Raw genomic sequence first — 14,378 nt, 5'->3', positions numbered from 1 at the left:
GGGTGGGGCGACTATACTTGCCGTAAATCCGTGGCCCGAAAAGAGGATGTCCATGAAACTCGCCGACCCCCGTTTGCTCAAGGACCGTGCCTATGTGGGAGGGGCCTGGATCTCCGCCCATGACGGTTCCACCTTCACCGTGACCGACCCGGCCGATGGCAGTGTGATCGGCTCCGTGCCCGCGATGGGGCGTCAGGAAACCCGCGAGGCGGTGGCTGCCGCCGATCGCGCCTGGGGGCCGTGGAAGCGCCTGACCGCCAAGGAGCGGGCGGGCATCCTGCGCCGCTGGTACGACCTGATCATCGCCAATAGCGAGGATCTGGCGCAGTTGATGACCGCCGAACAGGGCAAGCCGCTGGCCGAGGCTAGGGGTGAGGTGGTCTATGGCGCCAGCTTCGTGGAATGGTTCGCCGAGGAGGCCAAGCGCGTCTATGGCGATGTGATCCCGCAGCATGCGCCGGGCCGCCGCTTGGTGGTGACGAAGGAGCCCATCGGCGTGGTCGCCGCCATCACCCCCTGGAACTTCCCCATCGCCATGATCACCCGCAAGGTCGCCCCGGCCCTGGCGGCAGGCTGCACGGTGGTGGTCAAACCGGCCGAGGATACGCCGCTCTCGGCCCTGGCCCTGGCGGAGCTGGCAGACCGCGCGGGCCTGCCCGAGGGGGTCTTCAATGTCGTCACCGCCGGTGATCCGGTGGCGGTGGGCGGTGAACTCACCGGTAATCCCATCGTCCGCAAGCTGTCCTTCACCGGCTCGACCGAGGTCGGCAGGCTCTTGATGGCGCAATGCGCGCCGACGGTGAAGAAGATATCGCTGGAACTGGGCGGCAACGCGCCTTTCATCGTCTTCGACGATGCCGACCTCGATGCGGCGGTGCAGGGAGCCATCGCGTCGAAATATCGTAATGCCGGGCAGACCTGCGTCTGCGCCAACCGCTTCCTGGTGCAGGACGGCATCTATGACGAATTCGCCGCCCGCCTGTCCAAGGCCGTCTCGGCCCTGAAGGTCGGGCGCGGCCAGGAAGAGGGCGTCACGCAAGGGCCGCTGATCAACATGCAGGCGGTGGAAAAGGTGGAACGCCATATCGACGATGCCGTCGCCAAGGGTGGGCGGGTCGTCGCGGGCGGGCGGCGCCATCCCCTGGGCGGCACCTTCTTCGAGCCGACGATCATTGCCGACGCCTTGCCCGACATGCTGTGCTTCCGCGAAGAGACCTTCGGCCCGCTGGCCCCGCTGATCCGCTTCAAGCAAGAGGAAGAGGCGGTCCGCATGGCCAACGACACGGAATTCGGCCTGGCGGCCTATTTCTATTCCCGCGATATCGGCCGCGTCTGGCGCGTTGCCGAAGCCCTGGAATACGGCATCGTCGGCATCAACGAAGGCATCATCTCCACCGAGGTGGCGCCGTTCGGCGGCATGAAGCAATCGGGCATCGGGCGTGAGGGCTCGAAATACGGCATCGACGACTTCATCGAGGTCAAATATCTCTGCATGGGCGGGATTGGTAGCTGAAATGTTGGCCTGTCACGCTTCGACGCATTACATAGGCGGTGTCGAAGCGTGATTTCCTGCTTCCGGACCCGGTAAAGATACGAAGGATTCCATGTCCACCCGCACTCCGCCCAACTGGCTGAAGCCCGTCACCGAATACGGCCCGTTGGCCGCCTTCATGCTCGCCTATTTCCAGGGCGATCTGCTGATCGCCACCGCCGTCCTGATGGTGACGACGGCCATCGGCCTGGCCCTGTCCTGGTGGTATTTGCGCAAGCTGCCGATGATGCCGGTGGTCACCGCCGCGGTGGTCGGCGTGTTCGGCGGGCTGACCCTGTGGCTGCAGGACGAGACCTTCATCAAGATGAAGCCGACCATCATCCAGGCGCTGTTCGCGGTGCTGCTGCTGGGCGGGCTGGCCCTCAACCGGGTCTTCCTCAAGCCGCTTCTGGGCTCGGCCCTGCCCATGCAGGACGAGGGCTGGCGCAAGCTGACCCTGCGCTTCGGCCTGTTCTTCGCCGCCATGGCGGTGCTGAACGAGGTGGTCTGGCGCACCCAGAGCACCGATTTCTGGGTCACCTTCAAGGTCTTCGGCCTGATGGCCCTGACCTTCGCCTTCCTGCTGTCCCAGGCGCCGCTGATCAACCGCTATCGCATCGATCAGGAAGGCGAGGCGGGCGACGCCTAGGGCCGCTGCCCCTCAGGCGGCCTTGAGGCTGTAATAGACATAGCCATAGGCGTCCGGGAAACGCCGCAGCAGGTCTATTTCGGCGCGTGCTGCGGCGATGGCGTCGGCGAGGCCGGGCATGGGATCCTCCGCCAGCATCCGGCAGCGCTCTTCCAGCGGCGCGTAATAGTCCGGCCACCATTCCGCGCTAGGCAGGGGGCGGGCGTCGAGCACCCGGTAGCCCGCGCGCTCGGCGGCCTCGCAGTTTCCTGCGATGTCGCCCATGCCAGGATAGGCCTGCTGCCAGAAGGTCTCGACCTCGTCCGGCGGAGTGGGCGTCAGCCAGGTTAGTTCGCTTGCCATCACCAAACCGTTCTCGCGCAGCAGCGGACGCCACAGGCGCAAACCCTGCTCAAAGCCAAGATTGTAGATCGCCCCTTCCGACCAGATCAGGTCCACGCTGCCTGGCGCAATGTCGAGTCGCCCCATGTCGGCGCAGCGTGTTTGGACCAGATGGCTCAGGCCTGCGTCACGGGCGCGGCTTTCCAACTCGTCGAGGAAGGGACGGTGCAGGTCCACGGCCAGGATGGGGCAGCCCAGCCGCCTTGCCAGCAGCAGCGTCTGCTTGCCGGGGCCGCAGCCCAGGTCCAGCCCGAAAGGGGAGGGCGGCAGCGGCGGCAGGGCGCCGAGCGCTTCCAGGGTGGCGCGGTCGCTGCCGGGGCCCTGGCGCGGCAGGTCCCGATGCAACCGGAAGAGCGCATCCAGGTTCATGAGGGAAAGTTCACTGCGAGTCGCAGGGCTTGTCAAGACGGCGCGCCTCGCACACCTTAGGCGCGCTTGCGAAACCAGAGGCAGCGGGAGAAGCGGATGGCCCAGTACGATTATGACCTGATTACCATCGGTGCCGGTTCGGGGGGCGTGCGCGCCAGTCGCTTGGCCTCGTCCTATGGTGCCCGTGTGGCCATCGTCGAGGAAAGCCGCGTCGGCGGGACCTGCGTCATTCGCGGCTGCGTGCCGAAGAAGCTGCTGGTCTACGGATCCCATTTCGCCGAGGATTTCGAGGACGCCGCCGGTTTCGGCTGGACCGTAGGCGAGACCAGCTTCGACTGGGCCAAGCTGATCGAGGCCAAGAATACCGAACTGAACCGGCTGGAAGGCATCTATCAGCGCATTCTGCGCGACAACGGCGTGACCATCTTGGAAGGGCGCGGCCGTCTGGTCGATGCCCATAGCGTCGAGGTGGCGGGCCGCATCTATACCGCCGAGCGCATCCTGATCGCCGTCGGCGGCTGGCCGAACTTGCCGCAGATCCCGGGCATCGAACACGCCATCACCTCGAACGAGGCCCTGGACCTGCCCAGCCTGCCCAAGCGCATCGTGATCGTCGGCGGCGGCTATATCGCCGTGGAATTCGCAGGCATCTTCAACAGCCTAGGATCGCAGGTGACGCAGGTGGTGCGCGGGGATACCATCCTGCGCGGCTTCGACCAGGACGCCCGCTCGACCCTGGCCGAGGAAATGATGAAGAAGGGTGTGAATATCCTTTCCGAAACCACGGTGCGCAGCATCGAGAAATGCCCCGACGGCAGCTATTCCCTGCGGTTGGGCGGCGAAGAGGAAATCACCGCCGATCTGGTCATGTATGCGACGGGACGCGCGCCCAAGACCGCCGGGCTGGGCCTGGAAGAGGTGGGCGTGAAGATGACCGCCGCCGGAGCGGTGATCGTGGACGAGGAATCGCGCACCAGCGTCGAGAGCATCTTCGCCGTGGGCGACGTGACCGACCGCGTCAACCTGACCCCCGTCGCCATCAACGAAGGCCGCTGCTTCGCCGAGACCTTCTACAACAACAATCCGATGCGCATGGATTACGCTTATATCCCTTCGGCGGTGTTCAGCCAGCCGCCGCTGGCCAGCGTGGGTCTGACGGAAGCGGCGGCACGCAAGCAATGCGAGGCGGTGGAAATTTACCTGTCGCGCTTCAAGCCCATGCGCAACACCCTGTCGGGCCGCGACGAGCGCACCATGATGAAGCTGGTGGTGGACAAGCCCAGTAACCGCGTCGTGGGCGTCCATATGGTCGGTCCCGACGCCGCCGAGATCATGCAGGGCTTCGCCGTCGCCCTGAAATGCGGCGCCACCAAGAAGCAGTTCGACTCCACCGTGGGCATCCATCCCTCGGCGGCGGAGGAATTCGTCACCATGCGCGACCCGGTGCCCGACCCCTGCCCGGAATGCGAGGAGTAAGGACGGGCTGCCGCCCGGAACTGCTTTTGGCCTGAGGGGGCCTCAGGCCCTTTGAATATTCTCGTCACTCCCGCGAAAGCGGGAGTCCATGGCGTCGGCAGGGCATGGATTCCGGGTCTTCGCTTCGCTACGCCCGGAATGACGACAGAAACCGTAAGGCTGGTCAGGCGACAATGACCTTCTACGACATGCCCCTCTACCGCCCGCCGAGCGAGGGCGACAATCTGATCGTGCAGGCGACGCTGGGCTGTTCCTTCAACCAGTGTTCCTTCTGCTCGATGTACAAGAGCAAGGAATACCGCGCCCGCCCGCTGGAGGATGTCTTCCGCGACATCGATATCCTGGCGCGGCACCGGCCGCAGGCCCATCGCGTGTTTCTGGCCGATGGCGATGCCCTGGTGCTGGACATGGACAGCCTGCGCGCCATTCTGGACAAGCTGGCCGCCACCTTTTCCGATCTCCAGCGCGTGACCTGCTATGCCACGCCGCAGAACATCCTGAAAAAGTCGGAAGAGGAACTGCGCGAATTGATCGCACGGCGGCTGACCCTGGTCTATCTGGGCATCGAATCGGGCTCGGACGTGATGCTGAAGCGCATTACCAAGGGATCGGCGAAACAGATGCGCATGGCCCTGGAAAAGGCCCGCGCGGTGGGGCTGAAGGTTTCGGCGACGGTGATCCTGGGCCTGGGCGGGCGGAAACACTGGCAAGAGCATATCGAGGAGACGGCGGCGCTGATCAACCAAGCACCGCCCAATTTCCTGTCCACCCTGCAACTCCATCTCGATCCCGAGGTCTCGCCGCGCTTCCACGAGCGTTTCGGCGAGCCCTTTGCCGCGCAGGACGATCGGGCCATCCTGCGCGAACAGCGCCTTCTGCTGGAGCGCCTGGACCCGCCCAATCCGGTGATTTTCCGCTCCAACCATGCCTCCAACTGCCTGCCCTTGGCGGGAACCCTGCCCAAGGACCGGGACAAGTTGCTGGCAATCGTCGATGCCGCCCTCCAGGGACAACAAAAGCTGAGACCGCTCTTGCTTCGGGGGTTATAGACCCCCTACCTTACGGTCAGTACTGTACTTTGGGTGGAATCATTGGACGTCTTTGGCGTATACATGACGTCCGCATTTTTAGGCTTGCTTAGGTCAGAGGTCGTTATGGCTGAGAAGTGGACCCCCGACAGCTGGAGAAATAAACCGATCCAGCAGGTTCCGGAATATCCCGATGCCGCCGGTCTGGCGGCTGCAGAGGAGCAGCTTCGCAGCTATCCGCCGCTGGTTTTTGCAGGCGAGGCGCGTCGTCTGAAGAAGTCGCTGGCTGATGTGGCGGAAGGCCGGGCCTTCCTGCTGCAGGGCGGCGACTGTGCCGAAAGCTTTGCCGAATTCCATCCCAACAACATCCGCGATACTTTCCGCGTCCTGTTGCAGATGGCGGTGGTGCTGACCTTCGGCGCCGCCTGCCCGGTGGTCAAGGTGGGCCGCATGGCCGGCCAGTTCGCCAAGCCGCGTTCGGCCCCGACCGAGACCGTCAACGGCGTGGAACTGCCCAGCTATCGCGGCGACATCATCAACGGCGACGAATTCACCCCCGAAGCCCGCATCCCCGATCCGCAGCGCATGGTCCGCGCCTACAATCAGTCGGCGGCCACGCTGAACCTGCTGCGCGCCTTCGCCCAGGGCGGCTATGCCGACCTGCACAAGGTGCATCAGTGGACGCTGGGTTTCGTGGCCGACAGCGCATCGGGCGAGCGATACCGCGAGATGGCCGACCGTCTGTCCGAGACGCTGAATTTCATGGCCGCTTGCGGCCTGACCTCGGAAACCACGCCGCAGATCCGCGAGACCGATTTCTTCACCTCGCATGAGGCGCTGCTGCTGCCCTACGAGCAGGCCCTGACCCGCATCGATTCGACCACCGGCGACTGGTACGATTGCTCGGCCCATATGCTGTGGATCGGCGAGCGCACCCGCCAGCCCGACGGCGCGCATGTGGAATTCCTGCGCGGGGTGGGCAATCCGCTGGGCTTCAAGGCCGGTCCGTCCTCGACGCCGGACGACCTGATGCGCCTGCTCGATGCGCTGAACCCGGAGAACGAGGCCGGCCGCATCACCATCATCACCCGCATGGGGGCCGAGAATCTCGAGAAGAAACTGCCTGCCCTGGTGCGCTTCATCCAGCGTGAAGGCCGCAAGGTGGTCTGGGCCTGCGATCCCATGCATGCCAATACCATCAAGGCGTCCAGCGGCTACAAGACCCGTATCTTCGATCACATCCTGAACGAGGTCCGGGCCTTCTTCGCCGTGCACCGCGCCGAGGGCACCCATGCCGGCGGCGTGCATTTCGAGATGACCGGCCGCGACGTCACCGAATGCGTCGGCGGTTCCGCGGCGATCACCGAAGCCCGTTTGGGCGACCGCTACCACACCGCCTGTGACCCGCGCCTCAACGCCGCCCAGGCGCTGGAACTGGCCTTCCTGATCGCCGAAGGGCTGAAGGAAGAGCGTTCGGTGACCCATCAGCGGGCAGTCGCATCGTGACGAAAGGGTCGCGTCAGATGGGAGGCCCCGGCGCGTCGGGGCCTCTTCCCGCCGAGGCGGATGTCTCCAGCCTGACCGACCACTATTTCCTGCGCAGCAAGGAGATCGTGGGGCGCTTCGGCGACAAGCGCGTCACCTATGCGGTCTTCATGCGCCGCCCGGTCCTGTCCTGCCCGCGTCTGGCCATCGACTGGCTGCATGCCATGGCGGAGGCGCGCGGCACCAAGTTCGAGATCGAGCTGAACTATCCCGAAGGCGAGTGGGTGGGAGCGGGCGAGCCGATCCTCTACATCACCGGCTCGTTCTATCATCTCGTCGACCTGGAAACCCTGTATCTGCAGAAGCTGGGGGCGGCCTGCCTGGCGGGCTACAACGCCTTCACCATGTGCGTGGACTTGCCCCATGTCGCCTTCCTTGCCATGGATGCGCGCCATTGCGCCGGTCCCGACATGGCCGAGATCATGGCCTATGCCGCTTCGGTGGGGTCGGAGGCCGCGCGCAAGCAGGCCGGGGCCAAGGGCTTCATTGGCAATGCCAGCGCCGCCACCGCCCATTATTTCGGCCAGATCAGCGGCAAGGGCACCATGCCCCACGCCCTGATCGGCTATGCCGGCAGCACCTTGCGTGCCGCCGAGATGTTCCACGAAACCTTCCCCGACGATGACCTGATCATCCTGCCCGATTATTTCGGGCGCGAGGTGACGGATACGCTGGAAGTCTGCCGCCGCTTCCCCGAACTGGCGGCGGCGGGGCGCATCGGCGTGCGCCTGGATACCCATGGCGGGCGCTTCCTGGAAGGTCTCGACCCCCAGGCCTCCTATGCCGTGCTGGAGCGCCGTGCGCCCAAATCCATCCGGGGCTACCGCACCGAGACGGAATTGCGCTATCTGGTCGGTACCGGCGTTTCCGCCGCCGCCCTGTGGGCCATGCGCGAAGCCCTGGACGAAGCCGGTTTCCCCAATGTCCGCATCATCGGCTCCTCGGGCTTCAGCCCGGCGAAATGCAAGGTGATGGCCTATGCCGAGGCCCCGCTCGACGTGGTCGGCACCGGCTCCTACTTGCCGGACAAATGGTCGGAAACCTACGCCACTTCCGACATCATCGCCTATGACGGCCAGCCCATGGTCAAGCTGGGCCGCGAATTCCTGCTGCGGAAACTGGATTAGAGCAGGGGCCTTTGATTCCACTCCTCGGTTTGTCGCTCCCGCGAAAGCGGGAGCCCATGTCAATCCAGGAAGATGAAGCGCCGGCATGGATTCCGGCTTTCGCGGGAATGACGTTTAAGATCAATGGGGGCTGGGGACCGAGTCCCCGGCGGGTGCAGGGCGGCGCCCTGCAAATCCTTCCTCTCTAACGTATCTCCATGGGCGGCATCCGCAGGTCGCCCGGCTGGGCCGCGCCCTGTTCCAGCAACGCCGCAAGGGGGCGCAGTGGGGCGAGAAGGTGGGCGATGGCCGGGTCCTGGGCGAGGATGCGCAGGCCGCCATTGCCGCCGATCAGCTCGAACAGCAAGTCCATCGGGTCTTGCGGGCTGGGCAGGATCTTCAGGCCCAGCGGCGCGTCCTCGGCGATGCCGGCGGCACGGCGGGCGGCGGCCAGGGCGGCGGGGTAGCCCCCCAGTTCGTCCACCAAGCCCAGTTCCAGGGCCTGTGCGCCCGAGAAGATGCGGCCGCGTGCCGCGCGGTCGATCTGTTCGTCGGTCAGGTTGCGAGCCTCGCGGGCCTTGCCGGTGAAATCGGCATAGACGGCATCCAGCATGGTCTCGAAGCGCTGCTGGGCCTCGGGCGAGAAGTCGCGGTTGGGGCTCCACATCGCGGCATTCTGGCCGCGCGCCACGCCGTCCCAGGAGACGCCGATCTTGTCCCAGAAATCGGCCAGGACCATCTTGCCGGCGAAGACGCCGATGGAGCCGGTGATGGTGCCGGGCTGGGCGATGATGCGGTCGGCGGGCATGGCGACGAAATAGCCGCCCGAGGCAGCCGCACGGCCCATCGAGACGATGACCGGCTTGCCCAGCTCGCGGGCGCGCTGCACCTCGCGCCAGATGGCGTCCGAGGCGGTATAGGAGCCGCCGGGGCTGTCGATGCGGAAGACGATGGCGCGGACGCTGCTGTCGTTCACCGCCTCGCGGAAGGCGTTGCGTATGGTGTTCGCGCCGACATTGGACGCGCCCGAGAGGGGATTCTCGTCGCTGTCGCCGGGCATGATGGCGCCGCTGGCGATGATGACGGCGATCTTGCCGGCGCGGTCATCCACTTCGGGCAGGGCACGCAGATAGCGCGATAGGCGGATGCGGGGCTGGACATGGCCGCCCATGCTGCTTTCCGCCTGGTCGCGATAGCCCAGCTTGTCGACCAGCCCGGCCTGCAAGGCCTCTTCCGCCAGCAGCGGCGAGCGGTCGATCAGGGCACGCACCGCCTGCGGCTCCATGTCGCGGGAGGCGGCGATGCCGTCCACCGTCTGCTCGAACAGCGAATCCACCAGGGCCGTCAGGTTCTCGCGCGCTTCCGTGGACAATTCGCCGCGGGTGAAGGTCTCGGGGGCCGATTTGTATTCATGCCGGGTCGAGAAGGCGGGACGGATCTCCAGCTTTTCCAGCGTACCGCGCAGGAAGGGGGCCTCGGCGAGGAAGCCGGTGGTCGAGACGGTGCCCGAGGGCTGGAGCCAGATCTCCGAGAAGGCGCTGGCCAGGTAATATTCCACCGTGGCCGAGCCGAATTCGCCGATGCTTTCCGAGAACAGGACCGCAGGCTTGCCCGATTGGCGGAAGCGCAGGACAGCGTCGCGCAGTTCTTGGGCCTCGGCCAGCCCGAAGCCGCCGCTGCTGAGCGTGGCGAAGACTCCGGTGACGCGGTCGTCTTCCGCCGCCCGTTCCAGTGCCATCAGCAAATCGGGCATGGTCAGCGGCGGGTCGGCGCGCAACAGGGCCAAAGGCGAGGGATCGGGCTGTTCCGTTACCCCCCGGTCCAGGTCCAGGGCCAGGATCATGCGCTCGGGCAGTCGCGGGGTCCGGTCGCCGAAGGCGAAAAACGCGCCGATCAGCAGCAGGATGACCAGGGAGCCCGTGGCGGCGAGAATGAAAAGGATCGTTCGGCCGAGAAAGCGCAACATGGGGGAAAACTCCCGGCGGGAAAAGGCGGTGGGTTTCTTCGCTGTGGTTGATACTGCCCGCCGGGAAGAGCGTCAATCACTGCTCATGCGGCCAAAGGGATGATTTCGGCCTGGATTTGAGCGGCACGGCTTTCGGCGTGGCTCATGTCGTAATCCAGCTGAGCCTGAAGCCAGAAACGGTCGGAGGTGCCGAAATAATGGGCCAGCCGCAGGCCCAGGTCGACACAGACGCGATCTCGGCCTTCGACGATCGCGGCTAGGCGGCTGGTCGGGACCTTCAGGTCCCGTGCCACATCGGTGATCGTCAGGCCATACCGGTTCAAGAATTCCTCGCGGAGAATCTCGCCCGGATGGATAGTCGGTCTTGCACTCATGAACGCTCCTTGTACTCGGCTGTCGGGCGCGAGTGTGCCGAAAAGCGCGCGGCGTTCAACGGTGCGACCTGGGTACTCCTTTCGAGGAGGGGTGGAAGCTGCAAAGGAATTGTCTTCGGCCCGCCTCGTCCTTCGATGCGCCGCTTCACGGCTCCTCGGGGCGAGGAGAACGCATTATTTCAATGAGATAAGCCTCATGCCGAGGAAGCCCGAAGGGCTGCCTCGAAGCATGGGCCGACGCTCAGGTAATTCTTTTATGAGCTTTTTAGGCTTCGGTCGGAAAACCGGCCTGTTTCCACGCCATCAGGCCGCCCTTCATATGGGTGGCGGACTTGCCGGCCTGGATCAGGCGCTGGGCGACGGCTTCCGAACGCTTGCCGCCCAGGCAGAACAGCACGGCCTTGCCGCCGCTGGGATCGGTCCAGGCGGCGGCGTCGAAGCTGGACATGGGGGCATGGATGGCGCCGGGAATGCGTTCGGCATTCCATTCCTCCTGCTCGCGCAGGTCCACCAGCAAGGCGTCGCCGGATTCGACCAGGGCCTTGACCTTGGCGGCGTCCAGTTCGGTGAAATCGGCCATCTGTTACTCCTGTCGTGTTCTTAGCCGCATTGCGCGCGATGGCGCAGCAGGTGGTCGAGAAGGGTGCAGGCCATCATGGCCTCGGCCACGGGTACGCCGCGGATGGCGACGCAGGGGTCGTGGCGGCCCTTGGTCACCACCTCCACCTCCTGGCCGTGGATATCGACGCTGCGCCGGGGGGTGAGGATGGAGCTGGTGGGCTTGACCGCCAGCCGCACCACCACGTCCTGACCAGTGGAGATGCCGCCCAGGATGCCGCCGGCCTTGTTGGACAGGAAGGTGACGCGGTCGCCTTCCATGCGCATCTCGTCGGCATTCTCCTCGCCCGACAGGGCGGCGGCGGCGAAGCCTTCGCCGATCTCGACGCCCTTGACGGCATTGATGCTCATCATCGCCTTGGCGAGGTCGGCATCCAGCTTGTCGTAGACCGGTGCTCCCAGGCCGATGGGCACGCCGCTGGCGACCACTTCGATGATGCCGCCCGCCGAGGACCCGGACTTGCGGACGGAATCGAGGAAGCCTTCCCATTCTTGGGCGGCCGTCGCGTCGGGGCACCAGAAGGGATTGCGCTCCACTTCCTCCCAATCCCAGCGGCTGCGGTCGATGGCATGCGGTCCCATCTGCACCATGGCGCCGCGAATGGAAAGCCCCGGCAACAGGCTGGCCAGGACCTTGCGGGCGACGCCGCCGGCGGCCACGCGCATGGCCGTCTCGCGCGCAGAGGAGCGTCCGCCGCCGCGATAGTCGCGGATGCCGTATTTGTGCCAATAGGTCACGTCGGCATGGCCGGGGCGGAAGCGTTCGGCGATCTCGCCGTAATCCTTCGAGCGCTGGTCGGTGTTCTCGATCAGCAGGCCGATCGGGGTGCCGGTGGTGACGCCCTCGAACACGCCCGACAGGATCTTCACCTGATCGGGCTCGCGGCGCTGGGTGGTGAAGCGCGAGGTGCCGGGCTTGCGGCGGTCGAGCCAGATTTGCAGGTCGGCTTCGGTCAGGGGGATGCGGGGTGGCACACCGTCCACCACGCAGCCGATGGCCGGACCATGGCTTTCGCCGAAGGTCGTGAAGCGGAATGCCTGTCCGAAGCCGTTGCTCGACATGGGGTCAGCCTTAGATCACGGAGATGTCGGGGGCGTCCACGGCCTTCATGCCGACGACATGATAGCCGCAATCGACGTGATGGGTCTCGCCCGACACGCCCGAGGACAGGTCGCTCAGCAGATAGAGACCGGCGCCGGCGATGTCTTCCAGCGTGACGTTGCGCTTCAGCGGGGCGTTGTACTGGTTCCACTTCAGGATATAGCGGAAATCGCCGATGCCGCTGGCCGCCAGCGTCTTGATGGGACCGGCCGACAGGGCATTGACGCGGATGTTCTGTCCGCCAAGATCGACGGCCATGTAGCGCACGCTGGCTTCCAGCGCGGCCTTGGCGACGCCCATCACATTGTAATGGGGCATGACGCGTTCGGCGCCGTAATAGGTCAGGGTCAGCAGGCTGCCGCCATCGGGCATGATTTCGGCGGCGCGGCGCGCCAGGGCGGTGAAGGAGTAGCAGGAGATCAACAGCGAGTTGCTGAAATTCTCGGCGCTGGTATCCACATAACGGCCTTTAAGCTCGTTCTTGTCGGAATAGCCGATGGCGTGAACCAGGAAGTCCAGCTTACCCCATTTTTCCTTCACGGCAGCGAAAACCGCGTCCATGCTGGCTTCATCGGTGACGTCGCACGGCAGGACCAGTTCCGCACCCACGGATTCCGCCAGCGGACGGACGCGCTTTTCCAGCGCCTCGCCCTGATAGGTGAAGGCCAGTTCGGCACCGTGGGCCCGCGCCATCTGGGCGATGCCCCAGGCAATCGAGCGGTCGTTGGCGACGCCCATGACAAGGCCCTTCTTGCCGGCCATCAGGGAAGCGGGAGCGGTCATGCGGTCCTCTTTCGGAGTGAGTATGAGTAAGGTCATGAAAAGCGGCGGGCATCCTACACGAAAGCCAGAAAGCGTCAAAGCCGCAAGCCATGACATCGACAAGGAGGAAGGAGCATGGCATGAGCGGGCTTAAGGAAAGGCTGCACAGCCTGCACGAAAGGATTCCGCCCAAGATCAGGCATCATATCGAGCCGCTGTGGAGCTTTCCTTATTTTGTCGCCAAACGCTCTATCGATGACGAGGTAACCCGGGCCGGAGCCTCGCTCAGCTATACTTCGCTCCTGGCCCTGGTGCCGCTGCTCGCCGTGGGGCTTGCGGTACTGACGGCCTTTCCCGCCTTCGAGGAAGCGCGCGAGCAATTGCAGACGGCCCTGTTCGACCTGTTCGTCCCCGATGTGGGCCTGGCAGTGCAGGAACAGGTGCTGCATTTCGTGGCCAATACGGCGCAATTGACGGCGGCGGGCATCGTCGGCTTGGCCTTCGTCTCGATCATGCTGCTGGTCACCATCGAGATGAGCCTGAACCAGATCTTCCGCGTCACCCAGGCCCGTTCGACGGTCTCGCGCCTTCTCGTCTACTGGACGGCCTTGACGCTGGGACCGCTGCTGGTCGGGAGCAGCTTCTCCATCTGGGGCTATCTGACCGCCTTCCAGGAATGGATGGGCTTCTCGCGGATGACCCATATCATCGCCCGCCCGCTGCCGACGCTGCTGATCGCCGCCGCCTTCACCGTGCTTTACGTGGCGGTGCCCAACCGCAACGTCCGCGTCAGCGATGCCCTGCTGGGGGCGCTGGTGGCGGCGTTGGCCTTCTCCATCCTGCGCTGGGGCTTCAGCCTCTATGTCGCCAATACCGATTTCTACCGCACCGTCTATGGCGCCATCGCCGCCGTCCCCTTCTTCCTGTTGTGGATGTATCTGTCCTGGACGGTGGTGCTGATCGGCGCCGAGATCGCCGCCGCCTTGCCGGAATGGCGGGCGCAAAGGGCCTTCGGGCCGGGGCCGCTGCCCGCCCGGCGCCGTCTCGCCTTGGCGCTGGACGTGCTGGCGATCCTGCAGAAGGCGGCGATACGCGGCAGCGGCGGGGTCGGACGGCGGGTGCTGCTGGACCACACCACCGCCGCCGAGGGGGCGTTGCTCGCGGTGCTGGACAAGCTGATGGCCCAGGGCTTCGTGGCGCGGGGCAGCGGCTCGCGCTATCTGCTGTCGCGCGACCTGCACGCGGTGACGCTGTATGACCTGGTGCGCGCCCTCGACCTGGGTGTGGCGCCCGAGCAGACTCACGGCGTGCGGGGCGCATGGCGCGAAAGGCTGGAGGAAAGGGTGGCGGCGGCCTGCGAGGCGGAACGCCGGAGCCTCGATATTCCCCTGTGGGAGCTTCTGTCCACGGACCTGCCGGAAAGCGGCGGCCGGATGCATTGACATGCAAACGGCGCCGGATGGTTTCCCCT

General features: G+C 65.4%; 13 protein-coding genes. 7 read left to right on the top strand and 6 right to left on the bottom strand.

The genetic code is table 11. The features are described 5' to 3' along the window. The first annotated feature begins 52 nt into the window (after positions 1-52). Together EPD66_RS05550 and EPD66_RS05545 are read left to right on the top strand one after the other, a co-directional pair. Positions 53-1,513, top strand: a complete 1,461-nt coding sequence (locus EPD66_RS05550) for an NAD-dependent succinate-semialdehyde dehydrogenase (RefSeq protein WP_221930882.1) — start codon at positions 53-55, stop codon at positions 1,511-1,513. 91 nt (positions 1,514-1,604) lie between these two features. Then, complete coding sequence (locus tag EPD66_RS05545; protein ID WP_142847492.1) at positions 1,605-2,180, top strand: septation protein A; 576 nt, start codon at positions 1,605-1,607, stop codon at positions 2,178-2,180. 12 nt (positions 2,181-2,192) lie between these two features. Here the strand turns inward: EPD66_RS05545 and EPD66_RS05540 are convergent, their stop codons facing one another. Then, entirely contained in the window at positions 2,193-2,930 is a 738-nt protein-coding gene (locus EPD66_RS05540) for a class I SAM-dependent methyltransferase (RefSeq protein WP_142847491.1), read from the bottom strand. A gap of 96 nt (positions 2,931-3,026) precedes the next feature. Between EPD66_RS05540 and gor the strand changes: the two genes are divergently transcribed. From gor to EPD66_RS05520, 4 genes are all read left to right on the top strand, one after another. Then, on the top strand, positions 3,027-4,406 hold the full coding sequence (gor, locus tag EPD66_RS05535) for a glutathione-disulfide reductase (RefSeq protein WP_142847490.1): 1,380 nt from the start codon (positions 3,027-3,029) through the stop codon (positions 4,404-4,406). 173 nt (positions 4,407-4,579) lie between these two features. Next, positions 4,580-5,455 carry a radical SAM protein gene (locus tag EPD66_RS05530; RefSeq protein ID WP_142847489.1) on the top strand — a complete coding sequence of 292 codons (876 nt, stop codon included), beginning with the start codon at positions 4,580-4,582 and terminating at the stop codon, positions 5,453-5,455. Positions 5,456-5,560: 105 nt separating this feature from the next. Beyond that, entirely contained in the window at positions 5,561-6,940 is a 1,380-nt protein-coding gene (locus EPD66_RS05525) for a class II 3-deoxy-7-phosphoheptulonate synthase (protein ID WP_142847488.1), read from the top strand. Between the two features lie 17 nt (positions 6,941-6,957). Then, entirely contained in the window at positions 6,958-8,106 is a 1,149-nt protein-coding gene (locus EPD66_RS05520) for a nicotinate phosphoribosyltransferase (RefSeq protein WP_142847572.1), read from the top strand. Between the two features lie 184 nt (positions 8,107-8,290). Here EPD66_RS05520 and sppA read toward each other — a convergent pair whose 3' ends face one another. From sppA to fabI, 5 genes are all read right to left on the bottom strand, one after another. Beyond that, the gene (gene sppA, locus EPD66_RS05515; RefSeq protein ID WP_142847487.1) at positions 8,291-10,051 is read right to left on the bottom strand and encodes a signal peptide peptidase SppA; all 1,761 of its coding nucleotides are present in this window, start codon (positions 10,049-10,051) and stop codon (positions 8,291-8,293) included. Between the two features lie 83 nt (positions 10,052-10,134). After that, positions 10,135-10,425, bottom strand: coding sequence for a HigA family addiction module antitoxin (locus tag EPD66_RS05510; RefSeq protein ID WP_142847486.1), 291 nt, complete (start codon positions 10,423-10,425; stop codon positions 10,135-10,137). Positions 10,426-10,690: 265 nt separating this feature from the next. Beyond that, a complete protein-coding gene (locus EPD66_RS05505; protein ID WP_142847485.1) occupies positions 10,691-11,005 on the bottom strand; it encodes a rhodanese-like domain-containing protein in 315 nt (104 codons plus the stop codon). A gap of 20 nt (positions 11,006-11,025) precedes the next feature. Beyond that, positions 11,026-12,105, bottom strand: coding sequence for a chorismate synthase (gene aroC / locus EPD66_RS05500; RefSeq protein ID WP_142847484.1), 1,080 nt, complete (start codon positions 12,103-12,105; stop codon positions 11,026-11,028). A 10-nt stretch (positions 12,106-12,115) separates the two neighbouring features. Continuing rightward, on the bottom strand, positions 12,116-12,928 hold the full coding sequence (fabI, locus tag EPD66_RS05495) for an enoyl-ACP reductase FabI (RefSeq protein ID WP_142847483.1): 813 nt from the start codon (positions 12,926-12,928) through the stop codon (positions 12,116-12,118). 119 nt (positions 12,929-13,047) lie between these two features. Here fabI and EPD66_RS05490 point away from each other — a divergent pair, with 119 nt between their 5' ends. Beyond that, positions 13,048-14,349 carry a YihY family inner membrane protein gene (locus EPD66_RS05490; protein WP_185961268.1) on the top strand — a complete coding sequence of 434 codons (1,302 nt, stop codon included), beginning with the start codon at positions 13,048-13,050 and terminating at the stop codon, positions 14,347-14,349. Positions 14,350-14,378: the final 29 nt, after the last annotated feature.

This window comes from Telmatospirillum sp. J64-1, assembly GCF_006980715.1.
GTDB classification, from domain to species: domain Bacteria; phylum Pseudomonadota; class Alphaproteobacteria; order Rhodospirillales; family Magnetospirillaceae; genus Oleiliquidispirillum; species Oleiliquidispirillum nitrogeniifigens.
Note: the sequence above shows the minus strand (reverse complement) of the source record. Positions and strands in the feature narration are given on the sequence as shown.

Excerpts from the sequence above, each read along its gene's own strand:
- sppA (WP_142847487.1), bottom strand. The coding sequence starts at position 10,051 with ATGTTGCGCTTTCTCGGCCGAACGATCCTTTTCATTCTCGCCGCCACG.
- EPD66_RS05545 (WP_142847492.1), top strand. The coding sequence starts at position 1,605 with ATGTCCACCCGCACTCCGCCCAACTGGCTGAAGCCCGTCACCGAATAC.
- EPD66_RS05490 (WP_185961268.1), top strand. The coding sequence starts at position 13,048 with ATGAGCGGGCTTAAGGAAAGGCTGCACAGCCTGCACGAAAGGATTCCG.
- EPD66_RS05520 (WP_142847572.1), top strand. The coding sequence starts at position 6,958 with ATGGGAGGCCCCGGCGCGTCGGGGCCTCTTCCCGCCGAGGCGGATGTC.
- EPD66_RS05510 (WP_142847486.1), bottom strand. The coding sequence starts at position 10,425 with ATGAGTGCAAGACCGACTATCCATCCGGGCGAGATTCTCCGCGAGGAA.
- EPD66_RS05525 (WP_142847488.1), top strand. The coding sequence starts at position 5,561 with ATGGCTGAGAAGTGGACCCCCGACAGCTGGAGAAATAAACCGATCCAG.
- EPD66_RS05530 (WP_142847489.1), top strand. The coding sequence starts at position 4,580 with ATGACCTTCTACGACATGCCCCTCTACCGCCCGCCGAGCGAGGGCGAC.
- EPD66_RS05550 (WP_221930882.1), top strand. The coding sequence starts at position 53 with ATGAAACTCGCCGACCCCCGTTTGCTCAAGGACCGTGCCTATGTGGGA.
- EPD66_RS05540 (WP_142847491.1), bottom strand. The coding sequence starts at position 2,930 with ATGAACCTGGATGCGCTCTTCCGGTTGCATCGGGACCTGCCGCGCCAG.
- gor (WP_142847490.1), top strand. The coding sequence starts at position 3,027 with ATGGCCCAGTACGATTATGACCTGATTACCATCGGTGCCGGTTCGGGG.
- EPD66_RS05505 (WP_142847485.1), bottom strand. The coding sequence starts at position 11,005 with ATGGCCGATTTCACCGAACTGGACGCCGCCAAGGTCAAGGCCCTGGTC.
- fabI (WP_142847483.1), bottom strand. The coding sequence starts at position 12,928 with ATGACCGCTCCCGCTTCCCTGATGGCCGGCAAGAAGGGCCTTGTCATG.
- aroC (WP_142847484.1), bottom strand. The coding sequence starts at position 12,105 with ATGTCGAGCAACGGCTTCGGACAGGCATTCCGCTTCACGACCTTCGGC.